Annotated in this window: 22 protein-coding genes; 7 read left to right on the top strand and 15 right to left on the bottom strand. The window is 62.2% G+C overall.

What is annotated here, in order from left to right:
- The gene (locus tag ACFT1A_RS03705; RefSeq protein WP_378445875.1) at nt 1–201 is read right to left on the bottom strand and encodes a hypothetical protein; all 201 of its coding nucleotides are present in this window, start codon (nt 199–201) and stop codon (nt 1–3) included.
- A 111-nt stretch (nt 202–312) separates the two neighbouring features.
- On the opposite strand from ACFT1A_RS03705, the gene ACFT1A_RS03700 reads away from it, so the two are divergent.
- Together ACFT1A_RS03700 and ACFT1A_RS03695 are read left to right on the top strand one after the other, a co-directional pair.
- Complete coding sequence (locus tag ACFT1A_RS03700) at nt 313–1,539, top strand: sensor histidine kinase (RefSeq protein ID WP_378445874.1); 1,227 nt, start codon at nt 313–315, stop codon at nt 1,537–1,539.
- The gene (locus ACFT1A_RS03695) at nt 1,494–2,171 is read left to right on the top strand and encodes a response regulator (RefSeq protein ID WP_378445873.1); all 678 of its coding nucleotides are present in this window, start codon (nt 1,494–1,496) and stop codon (nt 2,169–2,171) included. The genes ACFT1A_RS03700 and ACFT1A_RS03695 overlap by 46 nt, the downstream gene beginning before the upstream one ends.
- A gap of 23 nt (nt 2,172–2,194) precedes the next feature.
- Here ACFT1A_RS03695 and pdxT read toward each other — a convergent pair whose 3' ends face one another.
- Both pdxT and tesB read right to left on the bottom strand, forming a co-directional pair.
- Nucleotides 2,195–2,800, bottom strand: coding sequence for a pyridoxal 5'-phosphate synthase glutaminase subunit PdxT (gene pdxT, locus ACFT1A_RS03690; protein WP_317552997.1), 606 nt, complete (start codon nt 2,798–2,800; stop codon nt 2,195–2,197).
- A complete protein-coding gene (tesB, locus tag ACFT1A_RS03685) occupies nt 2,800–3,687 on the bottom strand; it encodes an acyl-CoA thioesterase II (protein WP_378445872.1) in 888 nt (295 codons plus the stop codon). The genes pdxT and tesB overlap by 1 nt, the downstream gene beginning before the upstream one ends.
- A gap of 50 nt (nt 3,688–3,737) precedes the next feature.
- Here tesB and ACFT1A_RS03680 point away from each other — a divergent pair, with 50 nt between their 5' ends.
- Nucleotides 3,738–4,406, top strand: coding sequence for a hypothetical protein (locus ACFT1A_RS03680; RefSeq protein ID WP_378445871.1), 669 nt, complete (start codon nt 3,738–3,740; stop codon nt 4,404–4,406).
- 32 nt (nt 4,407–4,438) lie between these two features.
- Here ACFT1A_RS03680 and ACFT1A_RS03675 read toward each other — a convergent pair whose 3' ends face one another.
- The 3 genes from ACFT1A_RS03675 to ACFT1A_RS03665 form a co-directional block, all read right to left on the bottom strand.
- Entirely contained in the window at nt 4,439–5,260 is an 822-nt protein-coding gene (locus tag ACFT1A_RS03675) for an acyl-CoA thioesterase II (protein WP_019748291.1), read from the bottom strand.
- Between the two features lie 129 nt (nt 5,261–5,389).
- Nucleotides 5,390–6,901, bottom strand: coding sequence for a DUF222 domain-containing protein (locus tag ACFT1A_RS03670; protein ID WP_378445870.1), 1,512 nt, complete (start codon nt 6,899–6,901; stop codon nt 5,390–5,392).
- 128 nt (nt 6,902–7,029) lie between these two features.
- Nucleotides 7,030–7,452: an NUDIX domain-containing protein gene (locus ACFT1A_RS03665; protein ID WP_378445869.1), complete on the bottom strand. Its 423-nt coding sequence runs from the start codon at nt 7,450–7,452 to the stop codon at nt 7,030–7,032.
- A 163-nt stretch (nt 7,453–7,615) separates the two neighbouring features.
- Between ACFT1A_RS03665 and ACFT1A_RS03660 the strand changes: the two genes are divergently transcribed.
- The gene (locus ACFT1A_RS03660) at nt 7,616–8,092 is read left to right on the top strand and encodes a RidA family protein (RefSeq protein WP_378445868.1); all 477 of its coding nucleotides are present in this window, start codon (nt 7,616–7,618) and stop codon (nt 8,090–8,092) included.
- A 106-nt stretch (nt 8,093–8,198) separates the two neighbouring features.
- Here the strand turns inward: ACFT1A_RS03660 and pdxS are convergent, their stop codons facing one another.
- The 8 genes from pdxS to ACFT1A_RS03620 all read right to left on the bottom strand — a co-directional run bounded on the left by pdxS (nt 8,199) and on the right by ACFT1A_RS03620 (nt 16,267).
- Nucleotides 8,199–9,107: a pyridoxal 5'-phosphate synthase lyase subunit PdxS gene (gene pdxS / locus ACFT1A_RS03655; protein WP_003943338.1), complete on the bottom strand. Its 909-nt coding sequence runs from the start codon at nt 9,105–9,107 to the stop codon at nt 8,199–8,201.
- A 171-nt stretch (nt 9,108–9,278) separates the two neighbouring features.
- Nucleotides 9,279–10,301 (bottom strand): NUDIX domain-containing protein, encoded by a 1,023-nt coding sequence (locus ACFT1A_RS03650; RefSeq protein WP_378445867.1) that lies wholly within the window; start codon nt 10,299–10,301, stop codon nt 9,279–9,281.
- A complete protein-coding gene (locus ACFT1A_RS03645) occupies nt 10,298–11,425 on the bottom strand; it encodes a glycosyltransferase family 4 protein (protein WP_378445866.1) in 1,128 nt (375 codons plus the stop codon). Before ACFT1A_RS03645 ends, ACFT1A_RS03650 begins: the two co-directional genes overlap by 4 nt.
- On the bottom strand, nt 11,422–12,324 hold the full coding sequence (locus ACFT1A_RS03640) for a phosphatidylinositol mannoside acyltransferase (RefSeq protein WP_378445865.1): 903 nt from the start codon (nt 12,322–12,324) through the stop codon (nt 11,422–11,424). The genes ACFT1A_RS03645 and ACFT1A_RS03640 overlap by 4 nt, the downstream gene beginning before the upstream one ends.
- Nucleotides 12,321–13,034, bottom strand: coding sequence for a phosphatidylinositol phosphate synthase (gene pgsA / locus ACFT1A_RS03635; RefSeq protein WP_378445864.1), 714 nt, complete (start codon nt 13,032–13,034; stop codon nt 12,321–12,323). The genes ACFT1A_RS03640 and pgsA overlap by 4 nt, the downstream gene beginning before the upstream one ends.
- Nucleotides 13,035–13,115: 81 nt before the next feature.
- Nucleotides 13,116–13,670, bottom strand: coding sequence for an HIT domain-containing protein (locus ACFT1A_RS03630; RefSeq protein WP_264614478.1), 555 nt, complete (start codon nt 13,668–13,670; stop codon nt 13,116–13,118).
- The gene (gene thrS / locus ACFT1A_RS03625) at nt 13,667–15,724 is read right to left on the bottom strand and encodes a threonine--tRNA ligase (protein ID WP_378445863.1); all 2,058 of its coding nucleotides are present in this window, start codon (nt 15,722–15,724) and stop codon (nt 13,667–13,669) included. Before thrS ends, ACFT1A_RS03630 begins: the two co-directional genes overlap by 4 nt.
- A 132-nt stretch (nt 15,725–15,856) precedes the next feature.
- The gene (locus tag ACFT1A_RS03620) at nt 15,857–16,267 is read right to left on the bottom strand and encodes a TIGR02611 family protein (RefSeq protein ID WP_378446114.1); all 411 of its coding nucleotides are present in this window, start codon (nt 16,265–16,267) and stop codon (nt 15,857–15,859) included.
- Between the two features lie 368 nt (nt 16,268–16,635).
- On the opposite strand from ACFT1A_RS03620, the gene ACFT1A_RS03615 reads away from it, so the two are divergent.
- The 3 genes from ACFT1A_RS03615 (at nt 16,636) to ACFT1A_RS03605 (ending at nt 22,941) form a co-directional block, all read left to right on the top strand.
- Entirely contained in the window at nt 16,636–17,799 is a 1,164-nt protein-coding gene (locus ACFT1A_RS03615) for a tyrosine-type recombinase/integrase (RefSeq protein WP_378445862.1), read from the top strand.
- Between the two features lie 538 nt (nt 17,800–18,337).
- Nucleotides 18,338–20,389, top strand: a complete 2,052-nt coding sequence (locus ACFT1A_RS03610; protein WP_378445861.1) for a site-specific DNA-methyltransferase — start codon at nt 18,338–18,340, stop codon at nt 20,387–20,389.
- Nucleotides 20,386–22,941, top strand: coding sequence for a DEAD/DEAH box helicase (locus tag ACFT1A_RS03605; protein ID WP_256065653.1), 2,556 nt, complete (start codon nt 20,386–20,388; stop codon nt 22,939–22,941). The genes ACFT1A_RS03610 and ACFT1A_RS03605 overlap by 4 nt, the downstream gene beginning before the upstream one ends.
- A 74-nt stretch (nt 22,942–23,015) precedes the next feature.
- Here ACFT1A_RS03605 and ACFT1A_RS03600 read toward each other — a convergent pair whose 3' ends face one another.
- Nucleotides 23,016–24,140 carry a reverse transcriptase family protein gene (locus ACFT1A_RS03600; RefSeq protein WP_378445860.1) on the bottom strand — a complete coding sequence of 375 codons (1,125 nt, stop codon included), beginning with the start codon at nt 24,138–24,140 and terminating at the stop codon, nt 23,016–23,018.
- Between the last annotated feature and the right edge of the window lie 132 nt (nt 24,141–24,272).

Genomic DNA, 24,272 nt, shown 5'->3' with positions numbered 1-24,272 from the left:
TCAGTCGTGTCGGCGCTCGGGTGTCACCGTGTCCCTCGTCCGGACTGCGTTCACGATGTCGAAAGCACCGATGATCGCCAAAATCACCCCGAGTGACCCGCCGCGAAACCAGAAGAACTCGGCGTCGCGTGCGAACAGCCAGAGACAGGCGCCACCGACGACGAGGAGAATGCCGATCATCAACTCGAAACGAATTTTCATACCTCGAGCGTGTCGTCTCGCTCGGATCCGCACATCAGCCGTCGGAACAACGCCGACCTCATCATTTGGTATGACAAGTCAGGCGCCCCGATGTGCTCTGATAAGTCTGTGGTGACCAGAAGTCGGAGCGTCGGCAAGTGGAACGATCCGCTCATCGCCATCGGTCTGTTCGCGATCGGGGTACTTCTCTACCTCGTCGGCCTGTACAAAATGTGGACCGATGTCGGAGGTGTCGCCGACGTTCCCGTCGGGGTTCGGATCGGGATGCTGGCTCTGCTGTGTGCGTTCGACTCGTTCCGCCGGGTGCGCCCGGCAACGGCCTTGGCGGCGGGGGCCGTCATCGTCGCGGTCGACGCCGCCCTTGGCCCCACTCTGCCGATGTGGCTCGTCCTCTCGGATCTCACCTACGCCGCAGTTCTGTACGGGACGGCGCGACTGGGCCGAGTGGTGTGTTCTCTGACCGCGGTGACGGTTGCCGCGCTCACCGCACTCGTTTACCTGTCCACCAGGGACGTTCGCGCTGCGGCTGGGGCGGGCGTCGTGACCGCTCTGTTCTTCGGTACGCCGGTGTGGTGGGCACTGGTCATCCGTCGACAAGTGGAACTGACCGAGGCGGAACGCGAGCGTTCCAGAGTCCACGAAGCACTCGCCGCTCTGGACCGCGAGGCCGCTGTCGCTCACGAACGCGCAACCATGGCGCGGGATCTGCATGACGTGATCGCAAGCCACCTCTCTGCCATCGCAATCCACTCCGAAGCTGCACTCTCCACCACAGCTCTCTCCGCTGAACGGGGTGAACCAGACAATGAACGACAAAATGGCTTGCGGGAGATCATCGGAGCGATCAGATCGAGCAGTCTCGCGGGCCTTTCCGAGATGCGGTCGATGATCGAACTGCTCCAGGCCGGGGACGGCGAGACGCCTGACCCGCGTTCCTCTCCTCCGAGGCTGACCGAGTTGCCCGTCGTCCTGGACGCAGCTCGGGCCGCCGGCAGCACAGTGGATGTAGCGATCGACGTCGATGCCGCCGACCTGCCGAGTGTGGTCGATCACACGGCGTATCGGATCACTCAAGAGGCGTTGACCAATGCGCTCAAGCATGCGCCTGGTGCGCCGATCTCGATGTCGATCTCTCTGCAGCACAATGCATTACAGATCGAGATCCGAAACCCGGTCGGTCCCGACATATCCAGTCCGCGGGAAGTAACGCGCGGACTTGCAAACATGCGTCATCGCGCCGAGCTGCTGGGCGGTTCACTCGAGGCAGTTCCGGTCGACGGAGAATGGACGGTATGTGCGCAGCTACCGGTCCACACACCGAACGGCACGGATCGGTGATCACCGTCGCCCTGGTCGACGACCACGCCGCGATCCGCTCCGGCCTGTCGATGATCCTGCGGCAGCATGACGACATCGATGTCGTTGCAGAAGCGGGAGACGGCGCGTCGGCGATCACCGTGACTCGCACGCATCAACCCGACGTCGTGCTGATGGACATCCGGATGCCGGGCACCGACGGCATCGAAGCGACCCGTCAGATCATCGCTACGACCCGCAGCCGCGTTCTGGTGTTGACCACCTTCGACCTCGACGAATACGTCTTCGCAGCTCTGCGCGCCGGTGCGTCGGGCTTCCTGCTCAAGACCGCGACAGCGGACGAACTGACCAGCGCCATCCGCAATGTCGCGGGCGGCGATGCGGTGCTTGCTCCCCGAGCCGCCCGCGCACTGATCGGCGAGTTCGTTCAGCGCACTCCCAAGCCCGCCGAGCCGCTCGGCCTGAGCGAGCTCACCGATCGCGAACGTGAAGTGCTCGTTCTATTGGGTATGGGTCTGTCCAACGCCGAACTGTCGCGTGAACTCGGAGTCGGTGCTCCGACGGTGAAGTCGCATGTGTCGCGAGTTCTGTCGAAGCTGCACCTCACCTCACGCGTCCAGGCGGCGATCCTTGCCCGCGAACTGGAGCTGTAGTTCAGCCGAAGTGAACTAGCGCCCTAGCCGCGCACCAGATCGACGAACATCTCGTGGACTCGACGGTCCCCGGTGACCTCGGGATGGAACGAAGTGGCGATCACCGAGCCCTGCCGAACCGCGACGATGCGACCCGCGGCCTCCCCCGCCGCGGCGGGAACCTGCGCGAGCACCTCCACACCCGGACCGACCCGCTCGACCCACGGTGCGCGGATGAAGACTGCGCGGATAGGGTCACCGATGATTCCCTCGAACTCCAGGTCGGACTCGAAGGAATCGACCTGACGACCGAAAGCGTTGCGGCGCACCGTCATGTCGATGGCGCCGAGATGTTCGGCGTCCGGCCGGGTGTCGAGTACCTCGCTGGCGAGCAGAATCATGCCGGCACAAGATCCGTAAGCCGGCAGCCCGCCGCGGAGTCGATCACGAAGCGGTTCCAGCAGCTCGAAAACCTGCAGAAGCCGGCTCATGGTGGTGGATTCGCCACCCGGGATCACGATTCCGTCGACCTTGTCGAGTTCCTCGGGTCGCCGGATGCCGACCGCGTCCGCTCCCGAATCATCGAGTGCGGCAAGGTGTTCGCGAACATCACCTTGCAGGGCGAGAACACCGATCAACGGACGAGTCATCACAGAGTTCCTGTCTTGTTCTCACGGCTGTCCTTGTTCGCACTGCTGTTCGCGTTCTCACTGCTGTCGGGTTCGCGTTCCAGGCGCGTCAAACCCTCCTGAACCACCGCTGCCACCATGTTGCCATCGCGATCGTAGATACGCCCCTGAGTGAGCGCGCGACCGAAACCTGCCGACGGTGATGTCTGGTCGTAGAGCAACCACTCGTCGGCTCGGAAGGGCCGCAGGAACCACATCGCGTGATCGAGCGAAGCCGTTTGCGTTTTCACGCCCCGGTGCGGGACTTTGGACGTTCCGAGCAAAGTCATGTCACTGAGGTACGCGAGGGTGCAGATGTGCAGCAGCGGACGATCCGGCAGAGCCTCGCGGTAGCGCATCCACACACGCTGCTGGGCGGCCAGATCCGGCGCTGACGCACTCTGCTCGGCCGGCACAATTCGGATGTCCCAGTTCTTCCATTCCTGGTAGAACTGGGATTCCGCCAACTTGGGAACGGTCTGCGCATCCGGCAAGTCCTCCGGCGCCGGAACGGAGGGCATCCGATCCTGGTGCTCGATACCGTCGTCGTCGACGTGGAACGAAGCCGACATCGTGAAGATCGTCTTACCGTCCTGGACTGCATTGACCCGACGCGTGCAGAACGAACGACCGTCGCGAATCCGGTCGACCAGGTAGACCGTCGGAATCTTCGGGTTGCCCGGGCGCAGGAAGTATCCGTGCAGCGAATGCACGTGGTAGCTCTCGTCGACGGTGCTCACGGCAGAAACCAACGACTGCCCGGCAACCTGCCCGCCGAACGTCCGTTGAAGTGCAGTGGGATGGACCGCACCACGGAAGATGTCCTTCTCCAGGTGTTCGAGCGCGAGGATCTCCTCGATACCAACCATGAGTCCTCCGGAAAGATTGACCGCATACACAGACCGCCGCACTAGGCGCGATGACGGTTCACAATATCGCCTTGGCGAGCGGGCACGGCACCATGGTGGGCGTGAGTACATTCATCCCGTCCACTCCCCTCGCTCTGGCCGAGCAGATCGCAACACTGAGCGGATCATTTCCATCGATGGCGGTAGTAGCGATCGACGGACCGGATTGTGCGCACCCGTCGCGGCTCGCGGAACTGGTCGGGGTTGCAGTCGAGTCGCACAGCAGGCCGAGTGCCGTTGTGTCACTGCACGACTACGTGCGGCCGGCGTCGCTGCGATACGAGTTCGGCCACGAGGATGCGCTGAGTTACCGCACCATCTGGTTCGATTACCCGGCTCTCGATCGTGAAGTGATCACCGCGGCCCGCACCAAACGAACGCTGTTGCCGAAACTCTGGGACGAGACCACTGATCGCTCGGCTCGCTCGATCCGTATCGCTGTCCACGAGCGCGCGGTCATCGTGATCGCCGGTCCGATGTTGCTCGGGCGCGGACTCGAGTTCGACGTCACCGTCCGCCTGGACATGAGCGAAGCTGCCATGCGGAGGCACACACCGCAGGCGGATCTGTGGACAGTCGACGCACTCCTCGAGCACCGCTCAGCGGTGTCCGAGGAGGTCGATTTCGAGGTCAGGTACGACCATCCGGCCCGGCCTGCAGTGCGCTCTCGCCGCGTTTGATTTCACAGCGGTTAATTTCACAGCGGTTGATCTCACTTCGGGCGATAGAGCCTGGTCAGGCCTTCCTGGACGACCGCGGCAACCATGTTTCCTCGGCTGTCGAAGATGCGCCCCTGCGTCAGTGCCCGGCCAAAGCCCGCCGACGGCGACGTCTGGTCGTACAACAGCCACTCGTCGGCCCGGAACGGCCGCAGGAACCACATCGCGTGATCGAGCGACGCGCTTTGCATGGCGACATCCATGTGGGGGCCGCGAGAAGAGCCGAGCAACGTCATGTCGCTCATGTATGCGAGCGTGCAGACGTGAAATACCGGGTCGTCCGGGAGCGCCTCGCGGGAACGGAACCACACTTGCTGCTGTGCGGCAGCGCCCGGACGTTTGTTGATGTCGGCCTTCGGCACCATTCGCAGGTCCCAGTCGGACCACTCGCGAGCCAACCACGCGGTCTCGGGGTCTTCCGAATCCTGGGCGATGGCCAAGGTCTCGGGGTCAGGGACGGGCGGCATCTCGTCCTGGTGCTCGATGCCTTCGTCCTGGACGTGGAAGGATGCCGACATCGTGAAAATGGCTTGTCCGTCTTGGATTCCGGTGACCAGGCGAGTCGCGAACGATCGTCCGTCGCGAACACGATCCACCAGAAAGACGGTCGGTTCCATCGGATTTCCCGGACGCAGGAAGTATCCGTGCAACGAATGAACTGAGTAGGCCGGATCGACCGTTCGTACTGCCGACACCAATGCCTGGCCGGCGACCTGGCCGCCGAAAGTACGGGTCAGGGTGGTCTCCGCGATGATTCCTCGAAAGATGTCACGCTCGAGGCGTTCCAACTCCAGAATTTCTTCGATCCTCGCCATCGATGCTCCACATCTTCCCGTGTACCGACGTCTACCGACCTTCACACAATGCCTGATGCAGCCCCGGCCACCAAAGTGGGCATCCGAAAACTGGGCATCCGAAAACACTGAGCGACGGGGCGCATCTACTCAGAACGGCGGTGGATCGTCTCCTCGATCGACGGTCCTCCTCTGGACCTTCTTCTTCATCCGCAGGTGCATTCGTATCCGCTGGCGCCGGCGTTCCCCCCGCACGCGGGCCGCCTTGTTCTCCAAACGTGAACGTCGACGCCGACCACCCTCGGGCAGTACAGGCTCGAGCATTCCTGCGAGCAGACCTGACGGCCGAGTTCGGTAACAATGTCCGGTCGCCGAGGTCAGCGTGACACTCCGGTCCGGATTCGAGGTGTGCACCCACTGACCGGAATGCTTGAGGCGGTGATGATTTCGACAATAGGCACTCAAGTTCGAGGCCACGGTCTTTCCACCACGTGCTGGATCGCGATGATCGAAAGGTTCAATGTGATCGAGATCGGAATTCCATGCCGCGACATCGCAGTGCAGCCACTGACAGCTACCCGAGATCACCCTCACCCAGGTGTCGAGGACAGCGCCCGGGCGGTACACCAGCGCCGAAGGAACTACAGGCGAGGGTACTGGCTCGCCCTCACCGGCAGACTCGAGCGCCACGTCGGCTGGTACCTTCACCTTCCGAATCAACGCACCCGCGGCGATGTCACGCGCATGCTCTGCACTGATCACTCCGTAACCGTCGAGGTGAGCCGGTTCGTCTGCACCTGGTGAGTCACCGCCCTGGAGTGCGGATTCCACCATGACCACGTGCACTAATGGCCGACGCACCACAACAATCCCGCTGCGGTCTTGTGGGCAGTCGGCCCGGTCGCAATCGCACGGCAGAATTGTCGACCCAGCTACCAACGCTCCCAAGGCGTCGGCTCGTCGCTGCTCGTATTTACGGGAATCGTGTCGACACACCGACATCGCCAACTCCCGCAACCGACCGTCGAAAGCCCGTGCGTCCTCCGCCGGAATACTCCCCAAGATCCGCGCCATTCCATCTTCGGCAGCGCTCACACCCACGAATCGATCAGCCAGGGCACGGCGTCGACGCTCCCGCATCCCCTCCGGATCCACCACGGCGACGATTCGGTCGATGACCGCCGTCAATCGGCGGCCGGTCAGGCCGGTACCGCCATGTATCGGTGGTGCTGAAATCTTCTCGAGGAGTTGCCGTTCCACCTCGTCTATCAATTCGTCATCGACGTTGGCTGTAGCGGAGTCGATCAATCCGACTCGATACAAGTCCAGTTCTCCGCGTGCCATAGCGGCACGTGTGCGATGGAGTCGAGTCTTCAGCGAAAAGCCGAGGCCGATCAACTTTCCCGCCGCGGCACGGCCCATGGTCAACGCTGCGCCGAGCTCGGCCTCAGCTAGTTCATACGCGGTGGACGACCACGCGCCGACATCGGAGTGTTCAGCGCTGCGACGCTCGAAAAACTCGGCAATGGCAGCGAGTTTCCGTTCCACGAGCATCGACTCGCGCGCATGCAGTTCGGCAATGAGATCGATGAGGGCGCAGTCGGATTCAGCACCGAACAGCTGCGCTGCGGTACCCGAACTTCCTACTCCGTCATCAAACATTCCTCCACAATATTCGAAACTATGTTCGAACTTCTACAGTTTCCAGAAATCAGTCCGAAGAATCCCGTTTGACCGAAAATTGTTGCGGAGCAACCCTTGCGGCCACTCTTGTTCCAGCGACGGATTCCCTACTGAACCAGAGCGTTGACAATGCGGGAGACTTCGGCCGGGTAGATGGGGCGGTCGGACCTACCCGTCGATACCCAATGGACTGGACTACCTTCGTCGAGGACTCGGAGTTGCACGTCGAGCGGAAACGCATCGATGTCAGCTGAGTCGACTGCAAAGACATGGACAATCTCATGCCCAAGTCGCCCCTCGAACTCGAAGATATTCTCGACGACCTCGAGCAACTCGACGCTTCCCAGCGTGACGCCTAGTTCCTCCGCGAACTCGCGTCGCAGCGCTGCCTCGGCCGTCTCACCGAACTCGATACCGCCACCGATCAATCGATGGAAGTTCTCCCCCGTGACAGAGTCCGTGCCGTCGAGCATGAGTACGTGACCGGAACGGACAGGTATCCCCAGTGAGATGTTGCGAATTGACGACATACGACACAGTTTAGGTGGCCAACTCGAGCACCATTTTGAATCCGACGACAGTGAGTATCACCAAAAGTGATGGGGTGGGCGCAAATACGACTTGGACTTGCCGAGACTCCCGATGACAGACTCGAACATCATTCCCAGACAAAAGAATCCATTGAGGACCTCGATGAACGACGCCAGTACCTGGACCGCACGACTCGCCGCACTCGACCTGGCGCTTCCGCCGGTCGCTACCCCGGCAGGCTCCTACCTCCCCGCCGTTCGGACGGGGGCATACGTCTACACGTCGGGGCAATTGCCGCTCGTCGACGGCACCACGACGTGCATCGGCAAGCTAGGTGAAGGCGTATCCGTCGAAGACGCCGCCCAGGCTGCGCGATTGTGCACTCTCAACGGACTCGCGGCCGTCGACGCCTTGGTCGGGCTCGACCGCATCGTTCGCGTCGTCAAGGTCGTTGGATTTGTTGCTTCCGGATCCGGATTCTCCCAGCAACCCCAGGTGATCAACGGTGCGTCCGACCTGCTGGCCGAGATCTTCGGTACCGCAGGACAACACGCACGCTCCGCGATCGGCGTCGCAGAACTCCCCCGCAACAGTGCCGTCGAGGTGGAATTCGTGTTCGAGGTCTCCGACAGCATCTGACGGTCCGACCCCCACACGAGAAAGGGGCGGCGGGTTGCTTCTGCAACCCGGCGCCCCTTCGGTGTCGAAAACCTTCAGGCACTGGGCCCGGTCGTCAAACCTGGTGTCACCAGCCGCGCTCTGCGAGGCGGTGTCCAACCGGCAGGTCGTCGACGTTGATGCCGACCATTGCCTCGCCGAGTCCGCGCGAGACCTTGGCGAGCACGTCCGGGTCGTCGTAGAACGTGGTGGCCTTGACGATGGCCTCGGCGCGCTGCTTCGGGTTGCCGGACTTGAAGATGCCCGATCCGACGAACACGCCCTCGGCGCCGAGCTGCATCATCATGGCAGCGTCTGCCGGGGTGGCGATGCCGCCGGCGGTGAACATGGTGACAGGCAGCTTGCCGGCCTTGGCGACCTCGACGACCAGCTCGTACGGGGCCTGCAGTTCCTTGGCAGCGACGTACAGTTCGTCTTCGCTCAGCGACGTCAACCGGCGGATCTCGCCGCGGATGGTGCGCATGTGGGTGGTGGCGTTGGAGACGTCTCCGGTGCCGGCTTCACCCTTCGAGCGGATCATGGCGGCACCTTCGTTGATGCGACGCAGCGCTTCGCCGAGGTTGGTGGCGCCACAGACGAAGGGAGCGGTGAACTTCCACTTGTCGATGTGGTTGGCGTAGTCGGCCGGGGTCAGGACCTCGGACTCGTCGATGTAGTCCACGCCGAGGCTCTGCAGGATCTGCGCTTCGACGAAGTGACCGATGCGTGCCTTTGCCATGACGGGGATGCTGACGGTGGAGATGATGCTGTCGATCATGTCCGGGTCGCTCATGCGCGAGACGCCGCCCTGTGCGCGAATGTCTGCGGGGACCCGCTCGAGTGCCATGACGGCGACGGCGCCTGCGTCTTCGGCGATCTTGGCCTGCTCAGCGGTGACCACGTCCATGATCACACCGCCCTTGAGCATTTCAGCCATGCCGCGCTTGACGCGTGCGGTGCCGATGGCGGTGGTGGGGGCAGAGTCGGGGGTGCTCACAGCAAACTCCTGCAGTAGTGGCGTGACAAAAGAAACGAGGCACGGCGAACACACGAGTTCATTCGCACGGAGGCCTCTGGCCAGAACTCTAGGACCAACCGGCCTTCGATTCCGTATCCAATTTGCCATTGCTGGCCTTAAATGGCCGCGGCACCTGATCTGCCGAATGGATCAGCGGATGGAACGCACTTCAGGATCCTCGGTACCGTCCGCGATCGTCGCCGCTTCCACCAGGAGGTTTGCCAGGTCCAACGGGTAGACGGGCTCACCGGACTTGGCTAGTCGGCGGATCTCGTCGGCACTGCACCAGCGATGGCCCGTAATCGCGCGCTGCTCCAATTCCGTATGGCCTTGGAAGACCGGCTCGAAGCCGTGAGTGCGCGTTGCGAAGAACAGCTCTTCCGAACGGATCAGCTCACCATCGAACGGGAAAATCGCCACACGACGCCAGAGCGGACCTCGCAGATTCTCCGGAGCCACGACGAATCCGGTCTCCTCCTCGATCTCACGAACGGCAGCGGCCCGCAGATGTTCACCGCGTTCGAGCCCGCCGCCGACGGTGAACCAGAAGTACGTGTTCGGGATCTGAGGATCGTGCCCGCGCAGCAGCAGCACCCGATCGTCCTCGTCCAGCATCACCACGCGCGCGGAGGTCCGCGACGTATCGACGGTGATGCCCTCGGGCACCGCGGCCGCGGTGGTGCGCTCGGAGATCTCGAAATACTGAGGTAGCGGCGCCGTTCCGCCGAGGTGAAGCCAGCGAACAAGTCGACGCGTACGGAGTGCAAGGGTGTCTCGCACCGCGTCGTTGTGGAACCGTCTGGCGATCAGAACCCGCGCTTCGGCGTCGGCCAGCTCGGCCACCAGTTGAGGTCGCAGCGACGTCGTGCCGTAGGCGGCTAGAGCGTTGGACAACCGGTTCTCCGCGAGTTCTCGGTCTTGCCGGTCTGCCCGTTCAGCGGCGTCCGCCAAGGTGACGAATCTGCGGGCGTCGTCGGCGCTCATGTCCACGGCCGCCGCGCGGACCACCGCTGCACGGCGGGACAGCGCCGCATCGAGCGCCAACCAGGACTGATCAGAACGCACATGCAGCCGATCGAGTCGATTCGCCGTCCCATAGGCCCACAGCCCGACGACCAGGACGACGGCGGCGACAAGTCCGAGAATGAAGATCGTCAAAGCGGAAAAGGTCATGACCCCACCACACGAACGCCGGTTCCGCCGACCGTGACGGTCTCGTAGACACGCAGGATCTGCTCGGCAACCACCGGCCAGTCGTACTCGGCGACAACACTTGTCGCGGTGTTGACCAGAGCACGGCGTCGGTCCGGATCGCCGAGAACGGAATCGATTGCCTCGGCCAGGGCATCGGAGTTCCCGATGGGGACCAGCAAGCCGGCCTGGCCGTCGCGAAGAACACGGCGGAAGGCGTCCAACTCACTCGCGACGACGGCGGTACCGGCCGCCATGGCCTCGACAAGCACGATCCCGAAGCTCTCACCGCCGAGATTGGGCGCGCAGTAGACGTCCACACTGCGAAGTGCCGACGCTTTCTCCTCGTCGCTGACCTGCCCGAGCAGTCGGAGATGCTTGAAGTACTTGCCCGCCTCTTTGCGGAGTTTTTCCTCGTCGCCGCGCCCGACCACGATCACTTCGAGATCAGGATGACGCTCGACCAACTCCGGCAGTGCACCGAGGAGGACGGCCATCCCCTTGCGCGGTTCGTCGTAGCGGCCGAGGAACAGAATGGTTCCACCCTCGCGCGGATAGCCGGGCAACATGTCGGCCTCGGCAAACGCGGCGACGTCGACGCCGTTGGGTATTTCGACCGCGTCGGATCCGAGGGACTCGACCTGCCAACGACGCGCCAACTCCGAGACAGCGATCCGGCCACTGATCTTCTCGAGATACGGAGCCAGGACACCCTGAAAAGTGCTCAGCACCAACGACTTCGTGGTCGACGTGTGGAAGGTGGCCACGATCGGGCCTTCCGCGATACGCAACGCGAGCATGGACAGACTCGGCGCATTGGGTTCGTGGATGTGCAGAACGTCGAAGTCACCTTCCGCGATGAACTTGCGGAGGCGGGCATTCGCCGTCGGGCCGAAGGACAATCGTGCAACCGAACCGTTGTAAGGAATCGCGACGGCTTTACCCGCGGAGACCACAAAATCCGGCAACTCGTCATCGTCGGACGACGGCGCAAGCACGCTCACCTTGTGGCCGCGTTCGATCAGCACCTCGGCCAGATCCACCACGTGCGCCTGCACCCCGCCGGGGACGTCGAAGGAGTACGGGCAGATCATGCCGATTTTCATTCACCCTCCATGCGGGCGAGCCGCGATTCGGAGAGATCCGAGCGCCACAGCGGCTGAAGCATGTGCCAGTCAGCGGGGTGCTCTGCGATGTTGACCGCGAACCGGTCGGCCAGTGCCTGTGTGGCCGGGCCAACGCCGCCGGAAACGTCGATCGGCGGGTCGATCTTGAAACCCCACCCGTCGGGAGTGAACCAGCAGTGGACCGGTAGAAGCGGCGCTCCGGTGTCGATCGCGAGCTTCGCCGGGCCTGCGGGCATGCGTGTGGGTTCTCCGAAGAACGTGACGGGAACACCCTTCTTCGCCAGATCGCGCTCCCCCAGCAGGCACACGATCTTGTTCTCACGCAGATGCTTGGAGAGTTCGACGAACGGAGGATGCTCTCCGCCGCTGAGCGGGAAGATCTCGAAGCCGAGACTCTCGCGATAGTCGACGAACCGTTCGTACAGGGATTCGGGTTTGAGCCGCTCGGCCACCGAGGTCAATCCACCCCACTGCTGAACGCACCACACGCCGGCCATGTCCCAGTTGCCACTGTGGGGCAGCGCCAGCACTGCGCCATGACCTGCCGCCATCGCTTTTTCCAGATGTTCCTGGCCCTCGACCAGCGCATGCAACGCCTTACCGGTGGCGACCAGGTCCATCGACGGTAGACGGAACGCCTCACGCCAGTACCGGGCATACGAGCGCATCGAATCCTTGATCAGCTGATCCGGGACTTCCTCCGGTGTCGTCCCCAGAACTCTCGCGAGATTCTTCCTGAGTTGTTCGGGTCCGCCCTTGCGTACCGCGAAATCCGCTCCGGCGTCGAACAGCTTGACTGCCACCGATTCCGGCAGGCTTCGCACCAACCGCCAACCCGCGGCGTATCCCAGATCAGTTGCACGCTCGGCAAAACTCATTGCTCTGCCTCGCCTTCCGTCTGGGGCCCACCATCTGATTCGGGCTCGCCGTCGGTGCTCGACTCACCTTCGACCGTCGATGCGGCCGGGGCGATCGGCAGAAGTTCCCGGGCGCCAGGTGAATTGCGGACCGCGAGCACTCGCTGGAAGACAGTGACGATACTTCCGGCGGCAAGTACCCACATCGCGATGTGGATTGCCCACGGTAGACCCATGCCCGTAAGGCCCGATCCGACCAACACGATGATCAGCCGGTCCGGACGCTCGATCCAACCACCGTCGGCAGTCAGCCCGCTCGCCTCGGCACGTGCCTTCGCGTACGAGATGACCTGCGAGGTGACGAGGCAGATGAGCGTCGCCACGAGAAGCCACTTGCTGTTCTCGTGGTAGACCGCCCACCACGCAAGGCCGGCAAAAATCGCACCGTCGGCCACGCGATCACAGGTGGCGTCCAGGACGGCCCCGTAACGCGTTCCGCCGCCGCGAGCACGGGCCATGGCGCCGTCGAGCATGTCGAACATGACGAAGAACCAAATGAAGATGGTCCCCCAGAACAGGTGTCCGGACGGAAACAGCGTCACCGCCCCCGCGACACTCGCCACCGTGCCGATCACCGTCACCGCGTCTGGCGTCAGACCTGTCTTGACCAGCGCCTTCCCCATAGGTGCCGTCACCTTGGACACCGACTCGCGTCCGAAGAAGCTCAACACCGCAGGAAACCTCCCCCTCGTGAGTTCCGGATTGGAACTCGTCGCAGCACAGCATCCTGCCATGAAGCCGGACGCATCGATCTATTGTTGCCAGGCACCGGCGAGTAGTCCCCTGGTCTCCCGCAGCAGTTGCGGCATCACCTTCACCCCGCCGAGCACGGTGATGAAGTTGGCGTCGCCACCCCAGCGGGGCACTACGTGTTGATGAAGGTGCTCGGACAACGAACCGCCCGCAGCGGCACCGAGATTCAGGCCGACATTGAATCCGTGAGGATTCGACACACTCTTGATCACCCGCAGCGCACGCTGGGTGAACGCCATCAGCTCGGCGCTCTCCTCCGGCGTCAGATCTTCGAGAGCCGCGACCTTGCGATACGGAACCACCATGAGATGCCCGGGGTTGTACGGGTACAGGTTCAGAACCGCATAGACATGCTCACCGCGGGCAACGATGAGCCCTTCTTCGTCCGACATCTTCGGGATGTCGATAAACGGCTCACCCGTCGTACCCGGGGTGTTGGGCGCCTCGGTGATGTACGACATCCGATGCGGCGACCAAATGCGCTGCAAATGGTCAGGGTCGCCGACGCCGTGGTCGATCAGCGAACCTGGTCCCTCGTCACCGGGGGCGCTCACTGCGCCACGCTTGGCTGCACCAGTTCGGCTGTCGGCGAGGCGTTCTCGCGACGGCTGATCCACTCGGTGATGATCCGGACGGCGTCGTCGACGGGAATTCCATTGATCTGGGTTCCGTCGCGGAAGCGGAAACTGACCGCGCCGGCTTCCACGTCACGCTCGCCCGCCAGGAGCATGAACGGGACCTTCTGCGTGGTGTGGTTACGGATCTTCTTCTGCATGCGGTCGTCACTGAAGTCCACCTCGGCGCGCACACCGGCAGCCTTGAGCTTCTTCGTGACGTCGAACAGGTGATCGGCGAATGCCTCCGCCACCGGGATTCCGACGACCTGCACCGGCGCCAGCCACGCCGGGAAAGCGCCGGCGTAGTGCTCGGTCAGAACGCCGAAGAACCGTTCGATCGAGCCGAACAGAGCGCGGTGGATCATGACCGGACGAGTCTTGACGCCGTCGTTGCCGGTGTACTCGAGTTCGAACCGCTCGGGCAGGTTGAAGTCGAGCTGAATGGTCGACATCTGCCAGGTACGGCCGAGTGCGTCCTTGACCTGAACGGAGATCTTGGGACCGTAGAACGCGGCTCCGCCCGGGTCCGGCACCAGAGTCAGGCCGGAAGCTTCGCCGACCTCGGCGAGCGTTGCGGTCGCCTCTTCCCAGACGTCGTCGCTACCGACGAACTTGTCGGGGTTCTTGGTCGACAGCTCGAGGTAGAAGTCGTCGAGGCCGTAATCCTTGAGCAGGTTCAGCACGAACTGCAGCGTGGTGGTCAGCTCGTCTCGCATCTGCTCACGGGTGCAGTAGATGTGAGCGTCGTCCTGCGTCATGCCGCGCACACGGGTCAAACCGTGGATGACGCCGGACTTCTCGTAGCGGTAGACCGAGCCGAACTCGAAGAGCCGCAAGGGCAATTCACGGTACGAACGTCCGCGAGCACGGAAGATCAGGTTGTGCATCGGGCAGTTCATCGGCTTGAGGTAGTAGTCCTGGCCCGGCTTACGCACGGTGCCGTCCTCGTTGAGTTCCTCGTCGACGTGCATCGCCGGGAACATGCCGTCGCGGTACCAGTCGAGGTGACCGGAGACCTCGTACAGATGGCCCTTGGTGATGTGCGGGGTGTTGACGAACTCGTAGCCGGCCTCGATGTGGCGGCTGCGGGAGTAATTCTCCATCTCGGTGCGGATGATGCCGCCCTTGGGATGGAAGACCGGCAGACCGGAGCCGAGTTCGTCGGGGAAGCTGAAGAGGTCCAGTTCGGTACCGAGCTTGCGGTGATCGCGACGCTCGGCCTCGGCGAGCAACTCGAGGTACTCGTCCTGAGCCTCGGTGGACTCCCACGCGGTGCCGTAGACACGCTGAAGATCGGCGTTGTCCTGATTTCCGCGCCAGTACGCGGCGGAGCTACGCGTCAGCTTGAACGCCGGGATGTGCTTGGTGGTCGGAATATGCGGACCGCGGCACAGATCGGACCAGATCTTGTCGCCGGTACGGGGATCGACATTGTCGTAGATGGTCAGCTCGTTGCCGCCCACCTCCATGATCTCGGGATCGTCGATTCCGGACTTGTCGTCGATGAGTTCGAGCTTGAAAGGCTCGCCGGCCAACTCGACCCGGGCGTCCTCGATCGAATCGACCACTCGACGCGAGAAGCGCTGCGATCCTTTGATGATCTGCTTCATGCGCTTTTCGAGCTTGGTCAGATCTTCCGGAGTGAACGGACGATCCACCGCGAAGTCGTAGTAGAAGCCGTCTTTGATCGGCGGCCCGATGCCCAGCTTCGCTTCGGGGAATTCCTTCTGGACCGCCTGAGCGAGGACGTGGGCCGCGGAGTGTCGGATGACGCTGCGACCGTCTTCGGTGGATGCCGCGACCGGCTCGACGTCGACATCGACCTCAGGAGTCCACGACAGATCCTTGAGCGTTCCCTCGCCGTCCCGCACGACGACGATCACGTCGGGCCCCTTCGTGGGGTATCCGGCTTCGCGCACTGCAGTCCCGGCGGTCGTCCCCGCGGGCACCCGAAGTGGGGCGGCTGAGTGCTCTGGCGCGGGACTGGTCACGGCGATGTGCTCCTAAGGTATTGCGACAAGTTAAGGCAGGCGTCGTACCCACTGCGAGCACGCGCACGATCATGTTATCGGCCCTACCGACATGTCGAGACAACCGAGTGAAGGAAACCGACCTCGTTCAGCTCACAGTGGCGACTCGAGCCACGAGTAGTCCAGTCCTACCCATGTCCCGATCAGGCCGAAGGTGCCGAGCACCCACAAAGTCGCCAGGACGAACACTGTGGTGAACAGAACGCCCAACCCTTTGACGAACAGCGACTGCTTGCCGAACCATTCCATGAACCTGTCGTATCGAGCCTTCGCAAAATGAAGGAGTCGATGAGCCCAGGCGAACTCCGACGCCAGGATGCCCAGGCCGGCGAACACGATGAGCCATCCGGGGCCGGGGTACGGAATAGCTATGACACCTGCGGCGAGCACGATCACGCCTACGACTCCGACGCCGATGCGGTACGCAAGATTGAGGGTGGGCCGCGCGGCGATTCCAGCGCGCCACCGCTCCCAGCGGGACTCTGCGTCTTGGAAGACGGACAGGTCTGAATCGTCGACGGGAGAATCGACCTTTTCGGTACTCAAGTCGGTCACCTTTTCCGTCGCGAAATGTCTCTTCGACCAGGCTACCGAAATCGTCGACCGGCGACCTGCGACGACGTTCTGCATGTCGAAATAACTGTGCTCTCGAACATCTGTGCTCTCGAACGACTGAAGGCGTCCCCGATGATCGGGAACGCCTTCAATGTTTCTGTGGTCCCGGCTGGGATCGAACCAGATGTGATATACCTGCTCGGAGCAGCTAACTATATGGTCAGAGGCACCAAGGAGTGCCACACCGTGCCAAGAAATGCCAACTTCTGACACTCTAGGGCCCACGTAGGGCCCACAAAATCAAGGAAAACAGCTGAATGGCCAGAAAAGTCTTCGGAGGCATTGAAAAGTTGCCGTCAGGCCGGTACCGAGCCCGCCACCCCGACCCCACTCCGGGGAGCGCGGAACGTATCCCTGCACCCAGCACGTTCAGCACGAAAGGTGCGGCACAGACCTGGCTGAACACGCAGCAGGACGCAATCGCCAGGGGAACCTGGGTGCACCCAGATGACGCTGCCGTGGCACAGCAGGCCACTCAGGCCGAGAAGGCACGTAAAGCTGTCGCGTTCGGTGTGTACGCCAAGAAATGGGTCGCCACCAGGACCAATAGCAAGGGCGAGCCGCTACGCCCCCGCACCCGCAAGGAATACGAGCGGATGCTTGGCACAACCGGATCGCTATTCCATTGGTCGGCAACACCCATCAACGAAATACGCCCCGACGCAGTCCGCGAGTGGCGATCTGAACTACTCGCAACGGGCAAGGCCACGGCCACAGCGAGGGCCTACGACTTAATGAAATCGATATTGAAAACAGCCGTAGAAGATGGCCTGATCAGCGCAAACCCTTGCAAAATCAAGGGTGGCTCGCTTACTACCACGGGGAAGTCCACAACGCCTCCGACCGAGGTCGAGCTGGACATCGTCATCGAAAAGATCGTGCCGAAGTACAAACCATTCGTGATCATCGCCGCCGCCGGTGGCCTGCGATTCGGCGAGGTAATCGGGTTGACCAGCGACGATGTGGCCGTTGAGTGCGACGGCGACGGCGAGGTGGACGCGGTGCGGATCGCTGTAGTGCGCAGCATCGTCGAAGGCAACGGCATCGCCAAGGTAGCCGGGCCTCCGAAGAGCGCCGCAGGGCGACGAATCATCGCTATTTTCGGCCACGACGCCCGGATAGTGGCCGCCCACGTCGAGTCCGTGAAACCGGGTGCATTGCTGTGGACAGACCGTAACGGTGGCTACGTGTCACAAAGCACCGTGAATAACCACTGGCGGAAGGCAAGGGCAGCAGCAGGGCGCTCTGACCTTGCGTTTCACTCTTTACGCCACTATGCAGGAACTCGCTACGCGCAAACCGGCGCGACCGTGGCCGAGACTATGGCGAGATTGGGACACAGCAGCGTCAAGGCCGCAATGCGCTACCAGCATGCCGGTACTCGTGACGACGAACTCGCCAGGCGCGCTTCACGTCGGTAACACCGGCTACCACCCCGCACCACGTCAGTGCGAGGGGGTTTCTCCACTGACGACGGGTGGTTCGTCGTGCCCAGCCGCTACGCGCGCAAATCACACCGTCCGCGTCCTACAGCCGCCACCGCACCCCGGCCGGGATCAACCGACTGCCCGCCTGGATTGTTCATAAGGGCACACCCCTCCCTCTCGCTCAAAGACCTCCCGTCGCGCAGTGCTGCACCGCGGCCCGAAAACTACTGCGCGCCGGCCTTGCCGGGGAAATCGGCCACCGCGACCTCCACAAGCCGGCGCCGAGTTCGGGCGACACAGCCCGTCTGCTACCTAATACATGCCATCGCCAAGGCCGAGCTTGCGGTCCCGTTCGTCGGGAAGCTTGACGCGACAACCGCCGCTTTTGATCGATCAGACCCGATGCCGCATCAAGATGACATTACGGGTGGCTGCGCCTCACTGTCGCTGCCCCCACCGACCAACCTTCGGTTAGCGCAACATAGGCTTCTCAGTCGATTGCAGTTGAGCCGTACGCACACAAGGGGACGAATTGCCTAACGAATCCAACGTCCTTGACCAGCTGATTTCGCGGATCGACGATGAGACGCTGCGAGCACGACTGGCCCAGGAGGTTGACCTCTTGCGCGGCTCTCGACGTTTCGGGCTGGTATTCGACAGGCACTTGCCCGAGTCGGTCCGCCTTCCCGAGCATCCAATCCGCAAGGGCATCCGAGTGGCGCTACGCGATGAGTCGTCCACCGAGACATGGATAGTGGACAGGTTCACAGACCGGACTCGCGAGGTAGCAGTTCTCAGCGGCGAGGGGGGCGAGCACCATATCTCCGAGCTGGTCGTTGTCCGGGAGTTCGGGGAGCGGATCTATCCCGGACTGCGATCGCTCGAGCGGATCGAGAACGGCCACGCGGACGCGCCGTGGCACGTCGTGATCAACGGCGAGAACTTCCATGCCCTGCAGGCTCTCCGGTCTACGCATCACGAGAAGGTCGATCTGATCTATATTGACCCGCCGTACAACACCGGCGGGAAACGATCGTGGCTTTATAACGACCGATTCGTCGACAGCAGTGACCGTGCAAGGTCGTCAAAGTGGCTTTCATTCATGGAGCGCCGACTCAATGTTGCATGGCACCTGCTCAAGCCATCCGGGGCGATCATGGTGTCGATTGGCGACGACGAACAGCACCGCCTCCGCATGCTGATGGACCAGGTTTTCGGCGCTGAAAACTGTGTAAACGTGATCACCGTAGAGATGTCGACGACCTCAGGTCCGAAAACGGTTAACGCGCAGCAGGGCACGATCGTGAAAAACGTCGAGTATGTCGTGATCTATCGCAAGAGCGATGAGTTCGATCGTGTACCCCACACGCCGCTACTGGACAGTGTTGATGGTTGGGCACCTAACTACACAATGTGGCTGTATCCAGACGGTTCTGTCGGAGCCCTTTCCGACGAGCTACTCGGGGCTGAAGACGTGCGCATTGATATCGAGAGGTACGGCCTACTGACGCGCAGGGGCTTCAGCATGAAGAGCATGGACAAGCTCCTCGCGGTGTCTGATGCTGCGCAGAGATTCATTGAAGAGAATGTTGACCGGATTGCGCGAACAGATCGCCTTCCCGTCAGCTGTCGTGGCCAATGCCCTCCTGTAGGCAAATACATCACCTTTCAGGCTGAGAATCGGAGCTACATACTCACGACACTGCCCAGCGGCACAGAGGTGCAGGTGATGCCGCTGGCCATGAACTATCGCTGGAGCGATGACCATAAGTCACGATATGGCCGGACCGTGATCCGAGGTGACCTGTGGAAGGGCTTTTTCAAGGACATGGCGCGGGTCGATCAAGAGGGGGGCGTTCCGTTCAACAACGGGAAGAAGCCCCGAAGGCTGGTCGAACAGCTGATACGCTGGGCGAACAACGCGCCTGACAGCATCATCGTTGACTTCTTCGGTGGTTCTGGCACCACGACCGAGGCGGTTATGCGCCTCAATCGAGAAGACGGCGGTAGCCGCCAGTCCATCCTGGTCACGAACAATGAGGTGGCAATCAGCGAGGCGAGCATGTTGCGTTCGCTCGGTGTCCACCACGGTGATCCTGACTGGGAGGCACGAGGTGTATTCGAGAACGTATGCCGGCCACGGATCTCCACCGTTGTCACCGGCACGCGTCCCGACGGTTCGATGTACTCCGAAGGTCTCCCTGCGAATGTCGAGATGTTCGACCTGACATATCTGGACCCCGGCCTAGTCCGCCGTGGGCATGAGTTCGAGTCGGTCGCTCCACTGATGTGGCTAGAAGGCGGCGCGCGCGGCCCTCGAATAGGTGAGGTGCCCGATGAGGGTTGGGCGCTCACCGACACGTACGGCGTCTTGTTCGACATCGACGTGCTGAGTGCGTTCGCTGCTGCTGCCACTGACGCAGCCACCAGTGGGAAACCGGCTGCTGTGGTGTTCATCATCACTGACTCCGAAGCCGAATATCAGCATGCAGTCGAGCGGCTCCCCGTAGGCATTGAGACCGTCCAGCTCTACGAGGACTACCTGTCGAACTACACCATCAACATCGCTGGTGGTGCGCGATGAAGTTCACGCTGGAGTCTTACCAGAGCACTGCGGTCGAGTCGGTCCTGACGAATCTCGCGAAGGCACGTGCTGGCTACCTCGAAGACCGTGAACGCACAGCAGTCGGCCTAACCGCGCCCACAGGTGCGGGAAAGACCGTGGTCGCCACGGCCGTGCTCGAAGGCATCTACAAGGGCACCCCGACACGCCAGCCGAATCCGAAGATGACGGTTTTGTGGATCACTGACGATCGGTCACTCAACGCCCAGACCATCAACAAGATCACCCAGGCGTCGGGCGGTGTAATTGACATCACCCGCATCCGCTACGTCGGCGACGACGACCATCGCACCCTCGAACCCGGGGTGATCTACTTCGTTCATATCCAGGCGCTGCAAAAGAACTCGACGCTGCATTCGATAAGGCCCGACGGCAGCCACAACGATAACCGGACCCACGGAGCCTGGGACATGATCGCCAACACCGTGCGCGAGCGCGGTGAGGATTTCCTGGTGATCTGGGACGAGGCACACCGCGGCTCCGGTACGAAGAATACCGACCGCAAATCGATCGCCGGGACCATAGTCGGCGGCGGCACAACCAACATCGGCACGACGCAGCCGCCGGCCCCGGTGGTCCTCGGGATCTCGGCGACCCCCGATCGGTTCCAAACCGCTATGCAAGCAGCGGACCGCACCATGCGTCTAGTAGAGGTGAAGGCCGGCGATGTCCGCGAGTCAGGCCTACTCAAGGATCGAATCCTGTTGCGCAGTATCGGCGAGTCCCAATCGGCCGACAACACGATGCTGGCCCTCGCTGTCGAGGATCTGAAGTCCGCAGATGAGGCGTGGCGTATTCACCATGAGACCACCGGCGACCGGCTCGTCGAGCCGCTGCTGGTTGTCCAGGTCGAGCAGGGCATGACGCCTGCGAAGGAGGAAGCCCGACTCGCAGAGATCCTGTCCGTGATGGAGTCGACCTGGCCAGCATTGTCCGATTACGCGGTCGCCCACGCATTTGGTGACCCCCACGGACCGAAGAAGGTGGGAGACAGGGCTATTCGCTACCTGCCTCCCGAGGCCATCTCCGGCGACGACCAGGCTCGGGTAGTGCTGTTCAAATCCGCATTGACCACCGGATGGGACTGCCCACGCGCCGAGGTCATGATCTCCTTCCAGAACAAGGACAGCTTCACCGAGATCGCCCAGCTGATCGGCCGGCTCGTCCGCACCCCGCTGGCCAAACGTGCCGACAGCGGCGACGACCGGCTCAACGAGGTGGCCGCGTACCTGCCGGGTTTCCGCACGGAGCACGTCGCCCGGGTCGTGAACGCCCTGACCGAGGACGAAACCGTCGAGGTCGACATTGTTGTGGCGCCGGTCGTGTGCGACAAGTCCTCTGACGTGCCCGCAGAACTGTTTGACCTACTCGACACGCTCCCGTCGTACACGCGCCAGAAAGCGTCGTTCAGCTCGCACACCGCCCAGTTGATGCACCTGGCCGTCGCGCTCACTGAGCACGGCTTCATCACTCAGGGATCAGCGAAGGCCAAGCAGTGGATCGTCGATCAGATGCGCGCAAGCGATGGCCAGCGTAGCTATGAGATCGACGCGAAGGTCGCCGACATCACATCGCTGACGATCAGCACGACGATGGTTGCCTACGGCGAAACGATCCTGCAGAGCGTCGGCAAGTCTGACACCACCATCAACGAGCGCGACTTAGAAGGCTACTTCCAGAAGGCCAGGCGCCTGCTCCCGGACGGATCGGCGAACTGGTATTTCAAAGAACTGTGTGACGCGGGGGAAGAGGAGGTCGACGCCTCGGCGCGCTTGGCCGCGATGGCCGATCTCGGCTTTAAGACTGTGATCGAGGAACAGTCGGCCGTTCTGATCGGCGATTGGCGCGAACAGCACCGCGCGAAAGTGTCGGCGCGCCCGCGGCACGTCCGGGACCAGATCGAGCCTCTGTGGCACCTGGGCGGATCACCGATGCTGCCCACGACGGTTGAGGTACGTGACGTGTATCCAGCTGCGACAGAGAAGATCCGGGACAAGTCCACCGAACCGATACCCACGCGTTCATCGCACCTGTACGTCATCCCTGTGGGCAAACCCAACGCGGGCGGGTTTCCGGTGGACACGTCTCGTTCATCATGGGAAGCGCAGGTCCTCGACTTCGAGCTTGCCGCCGAAACACTCGTTGGCTGGTATCGGAATCCCTCCTCGGGCCGGCACGCACTGGCTGTGCCTTACGTGTTCGGCGACAAGCATCAGCTGATGCACCCCGACTTCCTGTTCTGGCACGACGACGGTGACGGCGAGTACGTCATGGATATCGTCGACCCCCACCGGTTCGACCTCGCCGACACCTCGGCGAAGTGGTCAGCGCTGTCGCGCTACGCCCAGGACCACCCTGACCGGGTCCGCCGCTGCCTCGCGATCGCCAAGGTGGGTGATTCTCTCCGGGCGCTCGACCTTACGACTACAGGAATTGACGAGCGCATCGCGGGGGCGACCAACCAGAACTTGATCGAGGCGATTTTCGTTGCTGACGGGATGTCTTATCCGTAGATAAAGCGCGACGCAATGGTCGGGATGTCTTGATCAAGCAGTCGCATGGCGTGGATCACACTCCGGAAGTGAACTCAGATAGGGAATCCGTGCTTTCGCAGTGCCACCAACCACTCGTGCTGTCGTGCATCTGCCCAGTCGGGCTGCACGGAACGTGCATAGGCAATGCACCCGTCGACATGGCTAACGAACGAAAGCAGCGAATCGAATCGGCGATGTGTGGCATGGTCCGCAATCCCAAATTCACTGACACCACGTATGTGGACCTCGACTTTGCGACGGAATTCCGGCGTAAGTCGCAGGCGGTCGCCATCAACCAGCAACCCGAGCACGATGTGTCGTGCGCCTGGAGGTACCACCTTTGTCTTCTTTCGATGCAGTTGGAAGCGGTTAGAGCCTATTATTTCGCTGACCTCACGGATGATTGACTTCGCCTGTGTTCGGTCAAATGCGTTGAGTGTTGTTGACAAAACCATGTCGTCCGAATAACGGGTGTACGTGAAACCGCTACGGGCGGCAAACCCCGCCATGTCGTAGTCGAGCGGTGTGGCAACCATGTTCGATAGTGCACCGCTTGTGGGTGCGCCTTGCGGCAGACGCCCGGAAACCTGCGCCTCGTAACTCGGAATGGCTGCGTAACGTCCGCTCCCCCGCTCAGATCGATCGAATACCGTCGACCGCGTACATAACCGCGCTAACTCAAGTGACACCAATCGGGAGTAGCCGCGGCCTTCGAATACACGGAAGACATCGCGCTCTTGAATCTGACCGAAGAAGTCATGCAAGTCGAACTTGATCATCCATCGAGCACCGAGATGCTGCTCGGCGCACTGCTGGACGCTGCGCCCCGCCGTGTAGGCATAACTGAACGGGTGGAGGGGAAGATTACAAAGCGCTCGGTGCAGAACCGTACGATGCACGTCCATCAGAATGGGCTCGGGGGCAGAAATCGACCTGGTTCCACCGGAGCGTTTGGACAAGATCACGTCATCGTAAGGGTCTCTCTTACGCTGGACGATCTCCCGTAGGTACAAGTAGGGAGCGCCGGTGAGGTGCGCAAGGTGTCCCAGACTCAAGATCGGACCAGCTCCTCGCGAGCGAGTGGCCGACGCTTGTGCGACGCTGGCCCGGAGGATATCTAACGGTACGCCCGCGGACTTGCCAGCTTCGACGTACTGGTGAAGAGTCGAGGGGTTCATCTACTTTTGGTGTTATCCCGACAGGTCGGGCGGACGTGGCCCCAGCTCGCGTCGGGAAATGTCACGTTCGCCCGAGCACGCGTAGCGAGGGATAGTCCAACGATCACGGTCAGCCGTGACCTTCGAGCCGTT

It is taken from the genome of Rhodococcus sp. NPDC057135, from assembly GCF_042670865.1.
GTDB lineage: Bacteria > Actinomycetota > Actinomycetes > Mycobacteriales > Mycobacteriaceae > Rhodococcus_F.
This window is presented reverse-complemented; position numbering and strand designations above follow the sequence as displayed.